The organism is Neorhizobium sp. JUb45 (assembly GCF_004343585.1).
Taxonomy (GTDB): Bacteria; Pseudomonadota; Alphaproteobacteria; order Rhizobiales; family Rhizobiaceae; genus Neorhizobium.
In genome coordinates this window covers 661,679-676,368 of the sequence record NZ_SLYW01000001.1, presented here as the reverse complement: position 1 = coordinate 676,368, position 14,690 = coordinate 661,679, and the positions used below count along the sequence as shown (strand labels likewise).

Genomic DNA, 14,690 nt, shown 5'->3' with positions numbered 1-14,690 from the left:
ACGTATCATGTCCAAGCCGCTTACCATCGCCGATCTGAAGACAATGGCGCGCCGCCGGGTGCCCAGAATGTTCTTCGATTATGCCGATAGCGGTGCCTGGACCGAAGGTACCTACCGCGCCAATGAAGACGATTTTTCGAAGATAAAACTGCGCCAGCGCGTGCTGGTCGATATGACCAACCGCTCGCTGGCCACCACCATGGTCGGCCAGGATGTGTCCATGCCGGTGGCGCTGGCGCCGACGGGTCTGACCGGCATGCAGCATGCCGATGGCGAAATGCTGGCGGCAAAAGCTGCCGAAGAGGCCGGTGTGCCGTTCACGCTGTCGACCATGAGCATCTGCTCGATCGAGGATGTGCGCTCCGTCACGACGAAACCATTCTGGTTCCAGCTTTACGTGATGAAGGATCGCGGTTTTGTGGAGCGCCTGATCGGCCGCGCCAAGGCGGCGGGCTGCTCGGCGCTCGTTGTCACCGCCGACCTGCAGATCCTCGGTCAACGCCACAAGGACCTGCGCAACGGCCTGTCGGCACCGCCGAAATGGACGCTGAACAGCGCCCTGCAACTGGCGACGAAGCCGTTCTGGTGCCTCGACATGCTGCAGACCAAACGCCGTGGTTTCGGCAATATCGTCGGTCACGCCTCCAACGTGTCGGATCTTTCCTCGCTCAGCGCCTGGACGGCGGAACAGTTCGATCCGCGCCTTTCGTGGGATGATATCCGCTGGATCAAGGATCTGTGGGGCGGCAAGCTGATCATCAAGGGCATTCTCGACGAGGAAGACGCGCGTGCGGCAGCCGACACCGGCGCCGATGCGATCATCGTGTCCAACCATGGTGGCCGCCAGCTCGACGGTGCCTTGTCATCGATCAGCATGCTGCCGAAAATCGTGTCGGCGGTCGGTGATCGTGTCGAGGTGCATATCGATGGCGGCATCCGCTCCGGTCAGGATGTGCTGAAGGCGGTGGCGCTCGGTGCCAAGGGCACGTTCATCGGTCGCCCATTCCTCTATGGCCTTGGCGCCATGGGCAAGCCCGGCGTCACGGCCGCGCTGGAAATCATCCGCAAGGAAATGGACATCACCATGGCCCTGTGCGGCAAGCGCGACATCAAGGATGTCAATTCCAACGTGATTGCGGCAAATCCGTTCTGAAACGCAAAGCGCCCGCTGCATCCACCGTCTTTGTGACGGCAATTGCGGCGGGCGCCTTTCAAATTTTAAGCAGTGGCCTTATCAATCGCGGTCGCGTACGGCGCCCGAAAGAAACAGGCCGATCACGGCGCCGAGTGCAAGCGCGCCGAAAACTGCGCCGGTCGCTGCGGTCGGGTGGCGTTTTGCCGCTTCAGCGAGACCAAATCCCTCGCTCCTCAATTCCTTGGACAGACGGTTCGCGCGCGGCGAGAGGTAGGACGAGGCCTCCGAAGCCTTTTCGCGAGCCTGATGCTGCAGCGTGGAGCGGAGCTGCGAAAGCTGTTCCTGCAGGGCTTCGACGGTGGAATTAAGATCTCGGGCCAAAACGCATTCCTTTTCTATCGTCACTGGGAGCGACTGAGAACGCCGTAAACCCCGCAAAGTTCCATCCCGAAAAACGAATGGGGGATGCACCATCGGCGCATCCCCCATCACGTTCCGGAATATTGAAGCGTCGATCAGTTGCGCGCCATACGCTCCGTCAGTTCCTCGATACCGGCTGCCGCTTCCACCGTCTCGCCACGCAGGCTGAGATAGATGCCGAGCGCAACCGTCAGTGCCGCGATGAACAGCAGATAATAGGCATGTGCCATCGGGTTGACGGCCAGCATGGAGGTGACGGCAATCGGCGTCAGGCCGCCGAAGATGGCATAGGCGACGTTATACGAAAAGGACAGGCCGGAAAAACGCACGCGCGCCGGAAACGCGCGGACCATGACATAAGGCACGGCACCGACCATGCCGACCGCAAGGCCCATGACCGCATAAAGCGCGAACATGACGGTGATCGAGGTACTGGCATAGCTGTAAAACGCCGAGGTCGCGGCGCCGAACAAAACGCCACCAACGGTGAAGAAGCGGCCGGAACCGATACGGTCGACGATCGCACCCGCTGCCGAGGTCGAGAAGATCAGAAACACCGTGCCAAAACTGGTTGCCGCCAGCGACTGCTGCGCCGTGTAACCATAGATCTTCTGCAACAGTGTCGCGGTCATCAACGTGGTGACGACGATGGCAGCCGACAGGACCCAGGTCAGCAGCATGGAGATGATGACACCACGACCATGGTCACGCAGAACGGTCTTGAGCGGCAGTTCCGGCGCCAGCGCGCGGCTGGCCTTCATCTCGGTAAAGATCGGGGTTTCCTGCAACCAGCGACGCAGCCACACGGCCAGAAGGCCGAAGACACCGCCGAGCAGGAAGGGGATGCGCCAGGCATAGGCGGCCACATCTTCAGGCGTGAAAACGGTATTGATGACGGTGGCGATGGACGATCCGAGCAGGATGCCGAGCGACAGGCCGGAAGTCAGAAAGCCGCAGGCGAAACCGACACGGCGCAAAGGCACATGTTCGGCAACAAAGGTCCATGCACCGGGCACTTCACCGCCAATGGCCGCGCCCTGCAGGACGCGCATGAGAACCAGCAGGATCGGCGCCAGAACGCCGATCGTCGCATAGGTCGGCATGATCGCCATGCCGAGCGTCGACAGCGCCATCAGCAGGATCGAAAACGCGAAAACCCGCTTGCGGCCGAAAAGATCGCCGAAATGGGCGAGCACGATGCCACCGAGCGGGCGCACCAGATAACCGGCGGCAAAGATGCCGAAGGTCTGGATCAGCACCAGCCATTCCGGCATGTCGGCCGGAAAAAACAGCTTGCCGATGACGGCCGCGAAAAACACGAAGATGATGAAATCGTAGAATTCCAGCGCACCGCCGAGGGCGGCAAGGCCAAGCGTGCGAAAATCCTGGGCGGTGAGACGGCGCGGTGCGGCGCCGGGAGATGTCGGGGACATGGCAGTATCCGGTCATTGCTGCAGAACAAAGGCTTTTGCATCCGCAAAAGCCGCATGGCCCGGCATTGCGCCATCAACAGGTGTTTTTCAAGCCAAATCGTCGCATAGCCCACAGCGCAGGCAGTTCATCGCATTTGCGCAACACTATTTCGGAAAAACAGGCCGGTTCAGCCCATGCGACCGGTGGCAATCGCCGCCGCCCAGTCTGCTCGGCCGTTATCGGCTGCCAGCCGCGACACCGCCATGTGATCATACGCGACGGTGCGAAATTGCGGTGTCCAGCCGCGCTCAGCCTTTTCCAGAACGACGTAACTCGCCAGCGGATGCCCCGTCTCGACATCGTGCGGCACTGGTTCATCGTCATGATAGGCCGGGCAACCGACACTGCCGGGATTGACGATCATCCGCCCGTCCGAAAGCGAAACGACACGCGGCAGATGGCTGTGAGCGCACAGGATCAGCGATTGCTCCACGCCTTCGGCGAATGATTCGATCTCGGCCTGCGGGCGCAGTACGACATTCCCCTCACCTGACACCTTGTCCAGCCAGTAGACATCATCTTTGCTCGGCGTCGCATGACAGAGAAACACGTCTTCGCGCCAGACCATGCTTGTCGGCAGTTTGCGCAGCCATTCGAAATGCCGTGGTGCAAGTTGTCCATGCGCGTGCGCGTCGGAGCGCCCCATCGCCTCGGGCGGGGTTTCCAGAAGATAACGGTCATGATTGCCGCGCACCGTCTGCACCGCGTTCATATCGAGAAGCAGCAGAAGATCGGCGGTGTGCCCAGCCTCCAGCGGACCACTGAAACAATCGCCGAGATTGACGATGTCGCGAATGCCGAGAGCGGCAATATCCTCCAGCACCGCCTGCAGGGCAGCATGATTGCCATGGATGTCGGCGATCGCAGCAAAACGCATCAGCTCCCCCGATAGGTCGAATAGCCGTAAGGCGAAAGCAGCAAGGGCACGTGATAATGCGCCGTCACGTCGGCGATACCGAAACGGATCGGGATGATATCGAGGAAGGCCGGCTCGGCAAGCGCCACGCCATGGCGGCGCAGATAATCACCGGCATAAAATACCAGTTCGTAAGTGCCGGTGGCAAAGGTGTCGCCGATCAACAGCGGCCCGCCATCGACCCGCCCGTCACTGTTTGTCGTCACCGTTTTCAGCTTTTCGCGCCACTCGCCGTCGATACGGTAGAGATCAATGGCAAGTCCCTCGGCGGGCTTGCCGCTGGCCGTATCGAGCACATGGGTGGTGAGGCCGGTCATAGGTCTGGCTCCGTTATGCGATAGGCGGTTTCGAAGAAATATTCCTCGAGATTTTCCGCCGTATTGTCACGATCGACAACGAGAAAATCGCTGACGTCGGCCAGCACCATCAACGGATGGTGCCAGGTATTGGCAAAATAGTTCACGCCCTGATGCGCCTGCGCCAGAAACACCAGCGGACGCCCAGGCCGACCGCCCTCGTCATCCGAGACGGCGACCAGAAACGGACGGCCCGAGAGCGGCACAAAACTCTGGGTGCCGAACGGGTGCCGTTCCATCATGTCGATTGCATGGGGAAATTTTCGAGGCTGTCCGCGAAAGATGTTGAAGATCAGCCGCTCCGGCTGACCGATCGCGACGGGTTCGGCGAGCGCGTGAAAACGCTCGGTGGTGCCGTTGTTGATCAGCCGCATACGGGAAGGATCAGCCTCAATGACATCGCCGAAACGGTCGAAGCCGGCTTGGGTGAGAGGCAGGATGTCGAGAATGTCAGTCAATGATTGGCCTTTGTCGTCATTCGCCCTGGGCGCGCCAGTTTCGCAGTTCGTCCAGATCATTGATCAATTTTGGCAATTCATCCCTCACTGTCCTCCAGATCACCGGCAATTCGACTTCATGATAATCGTGGACGACGATATTGCGCATGCCCTTGATCTTGGACCATGGAATTTGCGGGTGATCGACGGGGAAATCCGGGTGATGTGTCATTATCCGCGCCGCCGCCTCCCCAATCAGCACGAATGCCATGCCGACCGCCATCTGGGTGCGCTCATCTTCCAGAAAACCGGGTTCAGACATACCCGCCATGAAAGCACGGGCCTGCTCGGCGGCGGCATGCATCCGGTCCAGATACTCACGCAGCCGTTCAGCCGTCATATAGGCATCGCCTCGGCCAGAATACGTTCTCTCATGGCGCTGCGAATACCCTTGGACGTGACGAGATCGACCTTCGCCTCAAGCAACGTCTCCAGCGCATCCTGAAGGCCGCCAAGATCGAGCAGCGTCGTATCGGGCAGTGTATCGACAAGAATGTCGATATCGCTTGAAACGCCATCCTCACCACGCGCAACAGAACCGAATACACGCGGGTTCGCCGCATTGAAGCGTTTTGTCGCTTCGCGGATGGCCTGCCTGTTCTTGTTCAGGACTTCCGATGGCCTCATGGCGGCATATCTCCTTGCCACGACAATATAAGCGGATCACCGCTCCGGCAACAGCGCCTGCAACCGCAGCAACGCGATGCGCTCCACCTGTTCTGCCGCCGTCTCGAACTCCTCGTCAAAACCGTTATCGATGCGGCTCTCGAAGGCGGCAAGGATATCTTGCCTGTTCAGCCCCTTGACGGCAATGATGAAGGGAAAGCCGAATTTTTGCGTATAGGCGCTGTTGAGTTCAGTGAAACGCGCATGCTCCTGCGGGCTCAGCCGGTCGAGACCGGCGCCAGCCTGTTCCTTGCGGCTGTCCTCCGTGAGTTCGCTCGATATCGCCAGCTTGCCGGCGAGATCAGGATGGGCGCGCAGGATGCCGAGCCGCTCCTCGCGCCCGGCATTGCGGAATTCCAGAACCATGCCGTCGTGCAGTCCCTTGGCCGTCAGCGGCACGGTCACGAAGCCGGCATCATAGGCGCGCTCGGCGATGAAGGGGGAGTGTTCGAACACGCCGCCGAATTTTGCGATGAAATCTCCACGCGCCGTCAAAGGGCACCTGCGGGCTGGTGGTGCTGATGCCAATGCCGCGCGATCTCGACACGCCGCGGGATCCATACCTTGTCATGGCCGAGCACGTATTCAACGAAACGCCGCAAGGCTGCCACGCGACCGGGCCGCCCGACAAGCCGGCAATGCAGCCCCACCGACAGCATTTTTGGCGCGCCTTCCTGTCCTTCGCGGTAAAGCGTATCGAAGGCATCCTTGAGATATGCGAAGAACTGGTCGCCGGAATTGAACCCCTGCGGGGTAGCGAACCGCATGTCGTTGGTTTCAAGCGTATAGGGAATGATCAGGAACGGTTTGTCATCCACGCCTTTCACCCAATAGGGCAGATCATCGGCATAACTATCTGATGAATAGAGGAAACCGCCCTCCTCCATAATCAGTTTCAGCGTGTTATCGGATGGCTTTCCCTGATACATTCCATAGGGCCGTTCGCCCGTCAGCTCGGCATGCAGGCGCACCGCTTCGAGAATATGGGCGCGTTCTTCGGCCTCCGAAAAATCCTTGTATTCCAGCCAGCGATAACCATGGCTGGCGATTTCCCAGCCGGCCTCCTTCATCGCCGACACCGCCTCCGGATTGCGGGCCATGGCCAGCGTCACGCCATAAACCGTGGTCTGCACCTTGAGGTCGGTGAAAAGCCGCCACAGCCGCCAGAAGCCGGCGCGCGAACCGTATTCGTAGATCGACTCCATGTTGAGATTGCGCTGGCCCGGCCAGGCGGCGGCGCCGACGATTTCGGACAGCAGATTTTCGGAGGCCTTGTCCTGATCGAGGATCGAGCTTTCGCCGCCCTCCTCGTAATTGATCACGAACTGGACGGCGATATTCGCTCCGCCCGGCCATTTCGGATCAGGCGGATTGCGCCCGTAACCGACAAAATTGCGCGGGCTCTCGATCGGCAGCAGCATGACATCCCCTCGATGCGTTTTTCCGAACGGTAACAGCCGTCTGGCATCAATGTCGAGATGCGATCTGTGAGCGTTCAGGGGATCAGGCGGTGCGACGCGCCGAAACGCGTCCGAGCGGATGCAGCGAATGCACCGTCAGCGGCGCACCCGGCTCCTCCTCCACGAACAGGGCAAGGTTCGTCACCTCGACAGGATCGGTGAGGATGGGGGCGAAATAGCCGCGCAAAGCCGTCTCGAATTTGGCGAGATCGGTCGGCGCCAGCGGGCCGGTCAGCGTCATGTGGAAACGAAACTCGTCCATCAGATAGGGATCGCCCCAGCGCAGCATGTTGGCGAGCTGGCCGGCGGAGAGATTGCCGGGGTCGGCACGTTCCATCTCGTCATCAGGCATCGGCAGGCGAAAACGCTCGAACTCGGTGACGACAGCACCGGCGAGCAGATGCATCGACTGGCAGGGAATGACGGGAGCCAGCGCGAACTGGGTGCCGATACGGACCACTTCCAGCAGCGGCAGCGCAAATGGCCGCTGCTTGCCGGCAAAGCGCATCAGGTCGCGCAGCAGTTCCGCTTCTGTCACGCCGGGTGCCAGCTTGAATGTGGGGCGCAGCGCGCCGTGGAAACCGGAGCGACGCGGCAGCGCCGTGTTGAAGGAAATATCATGGAGGCTCAGGGCACGCATCGCCGGATGATCGAAGGCAGCGCCCGAAAAGGCATGCCGCCCCAGCCATTGGGCTGCGGCAAGCGTCAGCGGATCATGCGCCGGCGGCGTAAAATTGATTGAATAGCGCATGCGTCATCATCCTGATTGCGGTTGTTATTCACGCATTGCTCAAGCTTCCCGAAAACCGGGTTAGGTGATTTGCGTAACAGGATGACGACGATTCGCGGGGTCTATACGGCTGCTCGCGCGACTGTGAGATGATTTTCTAATAAAAAGCTTGGCGGCACGGCCATCGGCCTTCCGGCCAGCGCGTCCAGCGCGGCATCGGCCAGCTTGTGCGCGACCCCGAAGCTGACCTTGAAGCCGCCTGCCAGCGCCAGAATATGCGGATGGTCGGGGTGACGACCGATCATCGGGTCGCGATCAATGGCCTTGGGCCGCAGGCCTGCCCAGCGCTCCACCACCGGCGCATCGGCGAGCATCGGCGAGATTTCGCGCGCACGCGCGATCAACGCGTCGAGCTTGTCGTCCGTGGAAAACGGCTCATCGAACTCCTCTTCGCTGGTGCTGCCGATCGCGACCGTGCCACCCTCATGCGGCACCACGTAAAGACCTTTCAGAAAGATCACCGGCAGGCTGGTATCGACATGGGCCTTCAGCAGCGCCGACTGCCCCTTGACCGGCATTCCGAGCAGACGCGGCGCGCCGAGAGTTTCCAGCAGCGGAAAGGCCTCATATCCATTCGCCACGATGGCGTGGCCGAAGGCGATACGACTGCCGTCAGCAAGGATCGCCTCGCGCCCATCGAACCGGACGACGCCATTGTTCTCGATGATCCGCACATGATGCCCCTGCTTCAAGGCTGCCACCAGTGCCGCGCCGAAGCGACGCGGCGAAGCCCGGCCGGCCAGCGTGTCATGGGCGACACCGGCCTCGCCGATCGAAGCGTTCAGCCATTCGGGATGCGGTGTCTTGTCCAGCACATGCCAATGAAACTGCCGGTCGCCGGTAAGCCACCGGGTTTCGGCATCCAGTGAATGGCGACGGGCGATATCGGCAAGATGCGGTTTCGGCAACGGGATCAACCGACCGCAGCGACGATACCCGCAGGACACGCCTGTTTCGCTCTCCAGCCGGGCAACCTCGTCTTCCAGCGCCACCAGCGCATCGAACTGAAACTGCTTCTTGTCGCTCCACTTGTCGGGCAGATGCGCCATCAGCGCGCCGACCAGACCGTAACTGGCACCCTGCCCCAGACCACCGGAATCGATGAGGATCGTACGCATACCAAGCCGCTGCGCCTTCACCGCCGCCCACAGGCCCATGACGCCACCACCGATGATCAACAGGTCGGTGGACGATTGACCGGACGACGCAGCCGGATTATCGGCATTTCCCATGACAGATCCCAATCAGATTCCGGAAGCCCAGCCTCTCGACTGGCGTGATGGCGACATGCCCTATTCGCCGCAGTTTGGCGATCATTTTTATTGCCAGACCGATGGCCGCCTGGAATGCGGTCATGTCTTTCTGGCCGGCAATGGCCTGCCGGAACGCTGGAACGGTGCCGAAAATTTCGCGATCGGCGAACTCGGCTTCGGCACCGGCCTGAATTTCTGCGAAACCTGGCGACAATGGAAAGAGCTGCGGCATGCAGGCGCAAGCCTGCACTTCACCTCTTTCGAACTTTATCCGATGGACCGCGCCTCGATTGATCGGGCACTTGCGCACTGGCCGGAACTGGATGCCGAACGCGCCGCGCTGACAGCGCTCTGGCCGGACGATCCGCATGGCCGTGTCGAATTGAAGCTGGATGAGCAGACCACGCTAACCGTCGTATGCGGCCCGGCAATGGACAATGTCGCCCGCCACGAAACACCGTTCGACGCATGGTTCCTCGATGGCTTTGCGCCGTCGCGTAATCCCGACATGTGGTCACCGGAGCTGATGTCGGCGGTTTTCGCAAAGACGGTGGAGGGCGGCTCGTTCGCCACCTATGCCGCCGCCGGCTTCGTACGTCGCAACCTGCAGGCAGCCGGTTTTACCGTCGAGCGCCGGCCGGGCTTTGCCGGCAAGCGCGAGATGTTGTGCGGGACAAAAGGCTGAACGTCAGCCAGCCACCTTCGGCCGCGGCGTAAGCCATCGCTGCGGCAACTCCGTATCGATGCCCAGTTTGCGCAGACCGTGCCAGAATTTGCGCTGCGCCGATTGCGACCATTTCGACCAGTTGCTACGGCTCAGCAAAGGATTTTTCTGCTTGCCGTAATTGCTGCGGCCATGCCCGCCGATGTGCCGCACATCCTGTCCCATCACCCAGCACATCGTGCGGCGCTGCGCCTTGTAATACTGGTTCAGCGCATATTCGTTGCCGATCGCATGGTAACCGCCGGCAATCTGGCGATAGTCGGCCGTGCGCTTCAGGCTCGGATTGAAGGTGAATGTGTACCACATGAAATGCAGCTCGGGATAAAGCCGCTTGTAGGAGACGCCGTTCTTCGTGCGGGTGCGGATGCTGCGCACATAACCCTGCATGTCGGATTCCGTGCGCGCCAATGCCAGCAGAGTGTCGGGCTCGGCCACCAGCGCTTCCTTCAGCGCGGCAATGGTGCCGGAATTGGTAAATTCCCAATCGTCCTCGATGTGGAAGATGTAAGGGGTTTCGACTTGCGCGTAGGCTTTGTCGACGGATCGCGACTGGCCAATATTCACCTTGTTGAAGATGATCCGGATCGGCTGATCTGGAAACATGTCGGCTATCTTGAAAATGCCCTCGTCGTCACTGTCCTCGATGACGATGACTTCCTTGAGCGGATAGTCGTTGTAAGAAAAGAAGGACCGGAGAGTTCTTTCAAGAAGATCAAATCGCCGGCAACTGGTTACGACCATCGTGACGTCAGAAGTCATGCTTTGCGGCAGGAGAGATCATCTCCCGGCCCCTTCCTGATTGAGGTATGTGGAGTTGGCGCCGCGTTTAAGCAACGACGCATAACTTCGCAATATCGCGACCATTCAGAAAATGAAAATATTCGAAGCGTTGCACAAACTCGACACCCGGCATGCCGGATGCCGGGTTTCTTTATGATGCGCAGTGTTCAGAGAGCGCTCTCATTACCGCACGGCATTGCTCACCGCGCCTGTTCCCAGCCAGGCATTGATCTTCTGCTCCAGCATCTCCGGACTGATCGGCTTGGACAGGTAGTCGTCCATGCCGGCAGCGATGCAAAGCTCGCGGTCGCTTTCCAGCGCATGCGCCGTCACGCCGATGATCGGCACATGTCCGCCCTGACCGCTTTCGATCTCGCGGATTTTCCGCGTCGCCTGATGGCCGTTCATCACCGGCATCGACACATCCATCAGGATGACCGCCGGATCACGCTCGCGCCAGGCATCCACCGCCTCGGCACCATTCTTGACGATCAGGAAATTGAGGCCGGTCGATTGCAGGATCTGCGTAAAGACGATCTGGTTGACGTCATTGTCTTCCGCGACCAGCACATGCAGCGACGGCTCAAGAATGACCTCGACAGCAGCGACAGCAGGGGCCGGGGCGCTGGCCGCGACGGGCTGACGATGCCGCCGCGCCGCCAGGCCCCCGGAACCGAGTGCCGACACGTCTGCTTCGCCAGCCGCCCGGCGGCGGGTGCGGACACCACGCACCACATCGACGATCGTGCTGCGCAAAAGATTGGCGCGCGCCGGTTTCATCAGGTGCGCCTGCACATTCATGGCGGCAAACACGCTGTCGTCGCCGGCCATGTCCATCGAGGTGAGGAAAACGATGGCTATATCGGCAAAACGAGCATCGCCACGGATATGCGCTGCCACCTCCATACCGTTCATTTCCGGCATGTGATAATCGAGCACGACGGCATCGATGGTGATGCCCAGACGGGCGGCTTCGGCAAGCACTGCCAGCCCCTCCGGCCCGCCATCGGCGGCCACCGTATCAAAACCCCACATGCCGAGCTGTTCTGTCAGAATACGGCGGTTGACGGCATTGTCATCGATGACGAGAATTTTTGCGCCTTCGGTTGCAAGCGGCAGCGCCGGTGCGTTGTTGCGCTCACTCACCACCTCGAACGGCATGCTGACCGTGAAGATCGAACCACGCCCGACCTTGCTCTCGACGCCGATCGAACCGCCGAACAGGTTGACCAGACCGGCGGTAATCGCAAGGCCCAGACCAGTCCCCTCGTGACGACGCGTCGACGACGTATCGACCTGCGAAAATTTCTCGAACACCGTGCGCAGCTTGTCTTCGGGAATACCGATGCCGGTGTCCTCGATGCGGATCGCCAGCAGCAGCTGGTTGTCTGCCGCAGGCGTCGCCGACAGCTCGATGAAGACATGGCCCTTTTCGGTGAATTTGACCGCGTTGCCGACAAGATTGGTGACGATCTGACGGAAACGGCCCGCATCACCCATCACCGTATGCCGCACGGTGACATCACCGCGCACCAAAAGCTCGATATCCTTGTCGGCGGCGGAAGACGACAGCAGCGTCGCCACGTCCTCGATCGCCTCGACCGGATCGAAAGGCGCCTTGCGCAGCTTCATCTGGCCGGCATCGATCTTGGAGAAATCGAGGATGTCGTTGATGATCGTCAGCAGCGCATTGCCGGATTTGACGATGATGTCGATGAAGGTCTTCTGGCGCGGATCGAGCTGCGATTTCGACAGAAGTTCCGCCATGCCCAGCACGCCGTTCATCGGCGTGCGGATTTCGTGGCTCATGTTGGCGAGGAATTCGGATTTGGCGCGGTCGGCGGCTTCGGCGCGCTGCAGCAACCGGGTCAGGTCCTGCTCGCGCTGCTTCAGTTCGGTAATGTCGGTGAAGACCGCCAGCCAGTGATCGTCTCCGGTCAGCTTGGCCTCGATCTGCACCCATTTCTTTTCGGCAATGAGGAAGGTCAGAGCGACCGACTTGCCAAGCTCCATGCTGGTTTCCCAGGAGCGCAGCGCATCCATGGCCTGATCGTGGCTGCCGAGATCGCCCCGTTTCTGGCAAAAACGAAAGATATCCCGCCATGCGGAACCGATACCGGCAAGATCGTCCGGCAGGTCCAGCATCGCGGCAAGCGCGTTGTTGGAAAAGACGATCAGCCCGTCATGCAGGATCAGCAGGCCCTGGCTCATGGCGCTGGTGGCATCGCGCATCAGCGCGCCCTGCCGTTCCAGCGCAGCCCGCGCCTCAAGCACCTCCTCGTCGCGCTTGCGCAGCGCCGAGACATCCATGTAGCTCAACAGCATCTTGCCGCCGGTGAGCGGCGTGCCGGAAATGACGATCGTGCGTCCGTCGCGGCTCGTCACCTCGATCGGCGGTCCATCCTCCTCCCCCGTCAGGCGATGGATTCGCTCGGCATAAATCTCGTCGAACGAACGCGGATCACCGGCATAGATGCCATGGTCGTAATTGACCTTGAGAAAATCCCGGTAGGTGCGGCCCTTGAGTTCGAACTGCTCGCCGGCATCCCAGAAGCCGTAAAAGGCGGAATTGGCATATTCGAAACGCAGATCGGGATCGAGAATGCCGATGCCGACCGGCATGGCATCGAGGATCGTCTGCAGATCCCGATGCATCTTCTCGGCCTTGTCCTGCGCTTGTCTGACCATGGTGATGTCGGTGCGCGAACAGACGAGATGACGTTCGCCATCCGGTGAAATGATGCGGCGAAGGCGGGTGATGACGGGGATGACGTCGCCATCCGGAAAGGTGACTTCCTCGACCTTGTCGATCGGCGTGCCGTCCCGCAGCACGCGGGTATTTTCTTCGACGAAACGCTGGCCGGCAGAGGGAAACATTTCCGCTTCCGTCTTGCCGAGGAAATCCTCGCGTTTGCCACCCAGCATTTCCTCATAGGCGTCGTTGGCGAAGGTCAGGCGACGGTCTGCATCGCGCAAGAACACCGGCACCGGCAGGTCTTCCAGCACGGCGCGGAAAAGCTCGCTCTGCTTGGCCTTTTCGCGCAGCTGGGTTTCCTGCTCCTTGAAATCGGTCACGTCGATGCGCAGCGAAATCACCAGGCCATTGTCGAGGCGTTTATTGACGCTGCGCAGCCAGCGCCCACCCGGCATGCGCTCGATGATGTCGCTATAAGGCTGACCAAAGCGGGCAACCCGTGCGGCGACCCAGATGGCCTTGTCCGGATTTTTTTCCGGCATGCGTTCCGGCTCGCGCTCGCAGGCGCGATCATAGGCAGCACCGAATATGTCGGCGATGGTCATGCCGGGGGCGATATCGATGCCAAGAGGCGCAAAGAAGCGGACAAGCTGCGCATTGCAATAGATCAGCGTCTTGTCGTCGCTGTAATCATCTTCGCCATAGATGCCGACGCCGATATCGAGCAGATCAAGCGCATCGTTGAGCAGCAGTTCCTGCAATTCCGGCCGGCCATCCTCGGCGAACTGGGCAATCCCCTCGCCGGCCTCCTCGATAAATCCGCCTTCCGGCACCGGCATGCGCGACACCATGTCCATGACCGGAGCATCGCCCATGGGTTCGAGAACGCCGTAAACGTAAGCACGATCATCTTCGGTCAGAAAACGTTCGATATGGATCTTGTGGCGGGTGACACCATGCTCGTCGAACGACAGGGCTGTTTCGTCGGTGCCGAACACCAGCGTGCGGCGCTCCTTTTCCTCGCAATCGAACGTATCCAGATGCTCGGCCAGATCGAACGTGCGCTTGCCGTGGAAATCGGTGCGGGAGAAGCCGAACAGCCGCGCATAGGCATCGTTGACCGCGACATAACGCAGGGCGCTGTCCTTGATGAAGGCGGGCGTGCGCAGATCGTTGATCCGCTCGCAGGCCACGCCCAAAAGCTCGCTATCGCTTGTCAACCCGCCCTCGCTGACCGCGCGCGCACTCGCAACGCGTGATTCGATATGTCATCAGATCGCGGGATATCATCATGCGGATGGTTAACAATGGGTTGTCCCCGCAGGCACATTCCAGCAATCTTGGCGAGTATAACACACATGACCGTCGAAAACAGGCGGGATGCCATCCCGGCGGCTGGCGGCACTGCTCTTGACTTTTTGCCAGAAAACAGCCACATGGCGCCAAGCTTTCACCTTCCGGCCGCCGCGTGAGCTGGCCCCGCGACGAATTATGCATTCGCGAAGAAGGAACAAGGCGCACAGAT

At 60.4% G+C, this 14,690-nt stretch carries 15 protein-coding genes; 2 read left to right on the top strand and 13 right to left on the bottom strand.

Features of this window, described 5'->3' with window-relative positions:
* Nucleotides 1-7: 7 nt before the first annotated feature.
* The gene (locus EDF70_RS03260) at nucleotides 8-1,153 is read left to right on the top strand and encodes an alpha-hydroxy acid oxidase (RefSeq protein ID WP_132271854.1); all 1,146 of its coding nucleotides are present in this window, start codon (nucleotides 8-10) and stop codon (nucleotides 1,151-1,153) included.
* Nucleotides 1,154-1,234: 81 nt separating this feature from the next.
* Here the strand turns inward: EDF70_RS03260 and EDF70_RS03255 are convergent, their stop codons facing one another.
* From EDF70_RS03255 to EDF70_RS03205, 11 genes are all read right to left on the bottom strand, one after another.
* Nucleotides 1,235-1,516, bottom strand: coding sequence for a hypothetical protein (locus EDF70_RS03255; protein WP_132271852.1), 282 nt, complete (start codon nucleotides 1,514-1,516; stop codon nucleotides 1,235-1,237).
* Nucleotides 1,517-1,650: 134 nt separating this feature from the next.
* Complete coding sequence (locus tag EDF70_RS03250) at nucleotides 1,651-2,988, bottom strand: MFS transporter (RefSeq protein ID WP_132271850.1); 1,338 nt, start codon at nucleotides 2,986-2,988, stop codon at nucleotides 1,651-1,653.
* Nucleotides 2,989-3,155: 167 nt separating this feature from the next.
* The gene (locus EDF70_RS03245; RefSeq protein WP_132271848.1) at nucleotides 3,156-3,905 is read right to left on the bottom strand and encodes a metallophosphoesterase; all 750 of its coding nucleotides are present in this window, start codon (nucleotides 3,903-3,905) and stop codon (nucleotides 3,156-3,158) included.
* On the bottom strand, nucleotides 3,905-4,261 hold the full coding sequence (uraH, locus tag EDF70_RS03240) for a hydroxyisourate hydrolase (RefSeq protein WP_132271846.1): 357 nt from the start codon (nucleotides 4,259-4,261) through the stop codon (nucleotides 3,905-3,907). The genes EDF70_RS03245 and uraH overlap by 1 nt, the downstream gene beginning before the upstream one ends.
* Entirely contained in the window at nucleotides 4,258-4,758 is a 501-nt protein-coding gene (locus EDF70_RS03235; protein WP_132271844.1) for an ureidoglycolate lyase, read from the bottom strand. Before EDF70_RS03235 ends, uraH begins: the two co-directional genes overlap by 4 nt.
* A 16-nt stretch (nucleotides 4,759-4,774) precedes the next feature.
* Nucleotides 4,775-5,137: a DUF86 domain-containing protein gene (locus EDF70_RS03230; RefSeq protein WP_132271843.1), complete on the bottom strand. Its 363-nt coding sequence runs from the start codon at nucleotides 5,135-5,137 to the stop codon at nucleotides 4,775-4,777.
* Nucleotides 5,134-5,424 (bottom strand): nucleotidyltransferase family protein, encoded by a 291-nt coding sequence (locus EDF70_RS03225; RefSeq protein ID WP_132271841.1) that lies wholly within the window; start codon nucleotides 5,422-5,424, stop codon nucleotides 5,134-5,136. The genes EDF70_RS03230 and EDF70_RS03225 overlap by 4 nt, the downstream gene beginning before the upstream one ends.
* A gap of 36 nt (nucleotides 5,425-5,460) precedes the next feature.
* Nucleotides 5,461-5,958 carry a 2-oxo-4-hydroxy-4-carboxy-5-ureidoimidazoline decarboxylase gene (gene uraD, locus EDF70_RS03220; protein ID WP_132271839.1) on the bottom strand — a complete coding sequence of 166 codons (498 nt, stop codon included), beginning with the start codon at nucleotides 5,956-5,958 and terminating at the stop codon, nucleotides 5,461-5,463.
* On the bottom strand, nucleotides 5,955-6,884 hold the full coding sequence (gene puuE / locus EDF70_RS03215; protein ID WP_132271837.1) for an allantoinase PuuE: 930 nt from the start codon (nucleotides 6,882-6,884) through the stop codon (nucleotides 5,955-5,957). The genes uraD and puuE overlap by 4 nt, the downstream gene beginning before the upstream one ends.
* Before the next feature lie 82 nt (nucleotides 6,885-6,966).
* A complete protein-coding gene (locus tag EDF70_RS03210; protein ID WP_132271836.1) occupies nucleotides 6,967-7,674 on the bottom strand; it encodes a DUF1045 domain-containing protein in 708 nt (235 codons plus the stop codon).
* A 101-nt stretch (nucleotides 7,675-7,775) separates the two neighbouring features.
* The gene (locus tag EDF70_RS03205; protein WP_132271834.1) at nucleotides 7,776-8,945 is read right to left on the bottom strand and encodes an FAD-dependent oxidoreductase; all 1,170 of its coding nucleotides are present in this window, start codon (nucleotides 8,943-8,945) and stop codon (nucleotides 7,776-7,778) included.
* On the opposite strand from EDF70_RS03205, the gene mnmD reads away from it, so the two are divergent.
* Nucleotides 8,944-9,651, top strand: a complete 708-nt coding sequence (gene mnmD / locus EDF70_RS03200; RefSeq protein WP_132271832.1) for a tRNA (5-methylaminomethyl-2-thiouridine)(34)-methyltransferase MnmD — start codon at nucleotides 8,944-8,946, stop codon at nucleotides 9,649-9,651. The two genes, EDF70_RS03205 and mnmD, sit on opposite strands and share 2 nt — an antisense overlap.
* 3 nt (nucleotides 9,652-9,654) lie before the next feature.
* Here mnmD and EDF70_RS03195 read toward each other — a convergent pair whose 3' ends face one another.
* Both EDF70_RS03195 and EDF70_RS03190 read right to left on the bottom strand, forming a co-directional pair.
* Nucleotides 9,655-10,449 (bottom strand): glycosyltransferase family 2 protein, encoded by a 795-nt coding sequence (locus EDF70_RS03195; RefSeq protein WP_132271831.1) that lies wholly within the window; start codon nucleotides 10,447-10,449, stop codon nucleotides 9,655-9,657.
* Between the two features lie 204 nt (nucleotides 10,450-10,653).
* Entirely contained in the window at nucleotides 10,654-14,385 is a 3,732-nt protein-coding gene (locus tag EDF70_RS03190) for a response regulator (protein ID WP_132271829.1), read from the bottom strand.
* Nucleotides 14,386-14,690: the final 305 nt, after the last annotated feature.

What these genes read in the sequence shown, in the direction of transcription:
- mnmD (WP_132271832.1), top strand. Translation starts at nt 8,944, where the DNA reads ATGACAGATCCCAATCAGATTCCGGAAGCCCAGCCTCTCGACTGGCGT.
- EDF70_RS03195 (WP_132271831.1), bottom strand. Translation starts at nt 10,449, where the DNA reads ATGACTTCTGACGTCACGATGGTCGTAACCAGTTGCCGGCGATTTGAT.
- EDF70_RS03210 (WP_132271836.1), bottom strand. Translation starts at nt 7,674, where the DNA reads ATGCGCTATTCAATCAATTTTACGCCGCCGGCGCATGATCCGCTGACG.
- EDF70_RS03250 (WP_132271850.1), bottom strand. Translation starts at nt 2,988, where the DNA reads ATGTCCCCGACATCTCCCGGCGCCGCACCGCGCCGTCTCACCGCCCAG.
- EDF70_RS03230 (WP_132271843.1), bottom strand. Translation starts at nt 5,137, where the DNA reads ATGACGGCTGAACGGCTGCGTGAGTATCTGGACCGGATGCATGCCGCC.
- EDF70_RS03260 (WP_132271854.1), top strand. Translation starts at nt 8, where the DNA reads ATGTCCAAGCCGCTTACCATCGCCGATCTGAAGACAATGGCGCGCCGC.
- puuE (WP_132271837.1), bottom strand. Translation starts at nt 6,884, where the DNA reads ATGCTGCTGCCGATCGAGAGCCCGCGCAATTTTGTCGGTTACGGGCGC.
- EDF70_RS03245 (WP_132271848.1), bottom strand. Translation starts at nt 3,905, where the DNA reads ATGCGTTTTGCTGCGATCGCCGACATCCATGGCAATCATGCTGCCCTG.
- EDF70_RS03225 (WP_132271841.1), bottom strand. Translation starts at nt 5,424, where the DNA reads ATGAGGCCATCGGAAGTCCTGAACAAGAACAGGCAGGCCATCCGCGAA.
- EDF70_RS03205 (WP_132271834.1), bottom strand. Translation starts at nt 8,945, where the DNA reads ATGGGAAATGCCGATAATCCGGCTGCGTCGTCCGGTCAATCGTCCACC.
- uraH (WP_132271846.1), bottom strand. Translation starts at nt 4,261, where the DNA reads ATGACCGGCCTCACCACCCATGTGCTCGATACGGCCAGCGGCAAGCCC.